The organism is Endozoicomonas sp. SESOKO2 (assembly GCF_024606245.1).
Taxonomy (GTDB): domain Bacteria; phylum Pseudomonadota; class Gammaproteobacteria; order Pseudomonadales; family Endozoicomonadaceae; genus Endozoicomonas_A.
The window spans coordinates 1-5,067 of the sequence record NZ_JAHHPQ010000410.1; the positions used below are offsets into that span (position 1 = coordinate 1).

The 5,067-nt window shown below is 47.5% G+C and carries 2 protein-coding genes; both read left to right on the forward strand.

The genetic code is table 11. The annotated features are described in order from the left end of the window. Positions 1–3,437 (forward strand): transglutaminase domain-containing protein (locus KDK17_RS09000; protein WP_257287890.1); only part of this gene is annotated, 3,437 nt, incomplete at its 5' end. 149 nt (positions 3,438–3,586) lie between these two features. After that, on the forward strand, positions 3,587–5,067 hold a 1,481-nt coding region (locus KDK17_RS09005), incomplete at its 3' end, for an F-box protein (RefSeq protein ID WP_257287891.1).

Sequence of the window (5,067 nt, forward strand, 5' to 3'; positions counted from 1 at the left end):
AGTACAGCGGGCGAAAACCATTATCACCGGCGCTGAAAGGGCGTTTCCGGCATTTGCCTATTCGGCAGTACAGTCCGGCAGAATTGCAAACCATTGCCGAGAAAGTGTTGCCAAAGAACCCGCAGGGGAAAATTCTGGCTGAACAGCTGACTAAGGAACATTGTCGTTTGAGGGCTTACCTGCAACGGAAAAAACTGCCGTTGCAGCCGACCAGCCTTGATTTACAGAATGTGGCCAGGGCCGTCATCCGGGGAGGCGATTTTAGCGAAAACGGACTTCATCAATGCCTCAATCAGCACTATCGGCTTTACCTGATGGCCGCAAAAACATCGCTGGAAGCACTGCCAGAGTCATCAACTCTTGTCGTGAATAACAGTGCGCTTGATTCTGGACTTTGCGAATGGTTCAACCAAACGGTATCGGGCATTGATCGTCCGTGGTTGGTACGCCGCAGTGATTTCAACAGTATCGATGAAAAACGCCATGAAATTCGTGTTAAGGCGGATCTGAATGAAGAGGAAGCCAGAACAGAAATTATCAAGAGAGTGGCTGAGGCCAGATGGCAGGCGTCGGGTCTTTCCCTGAATCCGGACGAGTCGGACGATATTCTCACCCAGGCACTTTACCGACACTGGCAGCAACGCTGGTTTGATCATGAATTTGGCCAGGTGGGCATGGACGCTAATGGCTTATTCTCCCTGACGAAAGAACAGAAACTAACGTTGAAAATGCCAGCTTCCCAACCTTATCTTCGGGAGGCTGATAAGCGCATAGAAGCATGGAACGCCCATGGCGCTAAATGGTGGACTGCGTTCTGGCATCAGATGAATGATCTGCTGAACCATTGGGTTGACGAGTCTGGAGAATACACCCCACAAGTCCAAGAAAAACAGGCCATGACATTGGATTGGGAAACGAACTACGAGAACGAGGAGACGCCACAAGTTAGCGCTTATAAAATTTTTGAGACCCGGAACCATCCATCCCATATGCATCGCCAGTGGGCCAGGGATATTGATGTCTCTGCTGAGGGTAGTGTCGAACTGATCGATTTGGTAGATCAACACATTCATGGAGTCGAAAGCCTCATGCCCACCCGGCTACCAGAACATGGACAGGAGCTGACATTAGCCAGCGATCAAACGCTGGCAACCTTGGACATCTCATCGGACGATGGCCAATATGCATTGCCCAGCCTGACGGCTAACGACTACATCGTGGCCCTGCGTATAGAACCCGATTTGGCATTTACGCTGATCAGGGATCGATATACCGGGCTTCACACACTGTCTGTTCCGGCAGCTGACGCTGAACAGAGTATTCGGTGTGTTTATGTCCTGGAAACCAGAAAACCGGGCAAAAAAACGCCTGCTAAAGAAGCCCGGCCAAAACGATCAACGCATCCTGACACCCGTTGTTCAGAAGGTATGAAAACAGTTTTGAACAGCCTGTTTGACAACATTGCCGAACAACCATCATCCAAAGTACGGAGGTTTTTGCGGGCCTTAAAAAAGGCGCGAGGCACGACGCAACGAATTGAGACGATCACGAACTATTGCCGGAAGTTCACCGGCAAGGCTAAACCAGAGAAGCATAAGAATTTCTTCAAATTCCTCGTAACACAAAGGCAAGGGAGCTGTCGCCATCGCGTGCCTGTTTTCATTGCTTTTTGTCGTTATTTCGGGATTTCATGTCGGCAAATTGATAACGCTGGACACTGCTTTGCCGAGTATTCTGTGGATGGAGGCCAAACCTGGGAGTCAGTAGATTTGGACGGAGCACCAGTACGGAAAACAGAAATTACACCCGAATTCCAGCCTACCAAAATGGTCAGTGCTTCCAGTACTGAGACGAGAAAGATTAAGACTCTCCTGAAAGGGGCTGATTCATTACAACAGCAAACCCTGGCCAAAGCCTGTGATGTGAGTCCTGAGGAACTGAAAAAAGCCCTTGAGACAAATAGCGCATTGCCGGAAACCCATTTAAGTATTGCCGAAATGGTAAGGAACCTTTGGCTGCAAAAAGATTTAACCAGTTTTGCCATGGGTGTCTCAATCATAGAGTTGCTGGAGACAAAAGCATTGGGCAAGGATGTGATGGCATTGGTCGGCGCTGTAATCATTGAAGACGATTGTCGTATTGTTAAACCCATGTCAGAGGCAGTAAGAAAAATATTATACGAAAGTGACGAAGATCGGGTCACAGAACAGCTCAAGTTACTCCATTCAAAACTGGTTGTTGAGGCCGGAGCAAGCCCTCTCGAGTGGTTGCGCTCAATGCAAAATATACTTAAATACCGTAACTTAGCCATACCTTCGGTTATTCACTTTGCCATTGAAGCTCTGGAATCGGGTTGGCTGGATCCACTGGCGACCTACAAGAGCCACATTATGGAGGCTGATGAACATCATAGTCTATTGGTGCGTCTGACCCGTGTCGATGAACTGAAGGATAAAGCCGCCCATTGTCTGAAAAAATGGTACAGGGAATTCTTCTCCAAAGAAAAAAATAGCCAGGTGTGGCAGTTGGCGTATAAAGACTTCCAAAAGAGAAAAGGCGACACTTTGTTCGTCACTCATGGTCATGATGGGTTTTCGTCATTCCTTGAAGGTAGTATGACCATCTCATCTATACAGAACACCTGGACGGACCAACCCGGAGGCATTCCGAATATAGAACGAATGCTGGTGCATCAACCTGCGTTTCCAAAGTTAAACTCGGGCAAAGCGAACCAGCGTCCGGTGATTATCCTGGGGCAACCTTCCTGGCGCCACACAGCGTTTAATGAAAAGGTCGAAGCCCTGTATCAACGAAAAGTTGAGAGCAGCCCGCACTTACAGTATTTATTGGAAAAAAGCGAACAATATAACAAGGCTGTAGATGAACTTCACTGCGCCCTGGATGATCTGAAGAGTGAGTTCCATCATACAATCTATGGAAAATCAATGCGTTCCAATCAGGAATATCAAGCTCAGCAGACAGACTATGAGAACAAAAAGCTTGATATTGAAAACGAGCACAGAGCCATTTTAAAACCCCTTAAATTGTCACGGGAGGATACAAAGCCTTTGCATAATTTAAGAGACAGATGCAGGCAAGCGATTCGGCAGGCCTTCAGTCATTACCTGTATGAAGTGACACACTCTAAAGCCGGTCACTTAACCTTCTGTTGGGCCAGAGCTACCATCGGGGAGGACACGAGCATTAAAAACAACTATGGCGCTCATAATCCATCCTCGCCAGAAGAACTGTATGCCATGATATCCGAAATTGATACCTCTAGTGATTTTGGGAAGTCTGTTGACAATGTTTTCTTGCAGCAGACACTCAACGTCAGTAACGCTCTGGTACTCAAATCCGATGAGCTGACAAAAATTGCCGGAGAATTTTTGAGCAGCGTGAATTTGAATTCGATTTATGAATCATTGGACGCTTAATAACCGTTTGCTCATGATGAGCTTTCCGGGCCGCTGATGTCGACCACTGGTTACGGGTAACCATCCAAATAGAACTTTTCTTCTGTCTTAAGGTCGAATCATTAAACAATTTCAGTAACGTCCTCCGCATGACAGAAGGGAGATTAGCTATGGATGGTCTGATTGGCAGAAAAATAAACGAACCCGCTCCTGATACTGGCGCGCCAGCCAACAGAGCAAAGCAAGATGCACCGTCAAACATTGCAGAGGTCTCTGATGTCATTCCCAAACTCAGTTCATTGTCAATTGCGGTTACTGTGCCTGACAAGACGAGAACCGTATCTTCAACGGATTCAGCAACGGCGATGACTTGCCACGACCTGCGGTGGGCTGCCCTGCCCCGGGAAGTGCTCGAGATTATCGCCAGCTATTTATCCATCGAAGATCTCAATAATTTTGGGCAAACATCGCCGACAATGAGAGATCGCCTGAGGTTATGCGGTCTGGAAGAGGTCCATCACTTCCTCTCCCAGACCAAACAAAGGCAGACTTCGTGCCGGGCAATCATTCAGTCCAGTCATCTACTCCTTGAGTACCTCAGGACATTGTCTATATTTTCTGTTCGTCATTTCCCTGCACAACAGGGCCCGGCCTTTTACTCCTGCTATGCCAGCCATTTGCGCCAGCAGATTCTTGATGGGGCCGCACTGACACTTATACCCAGTGGCATTTTAAATGTTCGCCACAACCATCATCTGCGTGATCATATTCCCATTGTCATTGAGGGGAAGGCGGATAACTACAGCGATATCCTGACTCCGGGTCCTGATGGTCAATGGGTCAGGGAAGCTGAGATCAAACACGATTCCCCGGTCAAATATGGTCATCAGCAGGCCGACCATATTTTATTTGTCGAGCAACCCTCTGCGTTGAGCATTGGGGGAGTACCGTTTCGTTACAATTACACTGGCAAAGAGCATTTTCTGTCTGTCTATGAACGCAAAAATAATTCGTGGGTTGAGCAACAACTGACATCGGGTGAGATTTTTCCTGAATGTAAGGATAGGCATATCATTGGCATGTACCTGTCACCTGATGCCAGATCACTGGTCTGTATTAACATGAACTACGCTGTTGCTATTCTCGGTCGGGGGGCTGATGGGCAGTGGATCAATAAAGGCAACATTAATACAATACTTCGTCATAGGCTGTTCAGTGCCGACAGCAATCATTTTGTGCTTTATAGTGGACCACGCATCAAGGTGATGAGCCGGGCAGACGATGGTTCCTGGTCACAAACGGGTGACATTGTTGTTACCGACCCTCCTGATGATCTGAAAGAAACGCCCAGCGGCGAAAAAGTGAGCAACTTTGAGTTTGATCTTGACGTGGTATTCAGTCCGGATAACCGCCATTTTGCTACATGGTTTGAGGAGGTCGGCAATGATTCACATCACAATGATATTCAACAGCGTTATTTATTTGTCGTCATTTTTGCCCGTGACCCGCAAGGGCAGTGGCGTGAAAAAAAGAGAATCATTGAATGCTGTAACCGGCCAACCCGATATTTCGCTCTTAAACCTCAATTCAACCTGGATGGTCGGCTTCTGATTATCACCACTCCGGAAAGTATTGATATCTGGGAATTAAC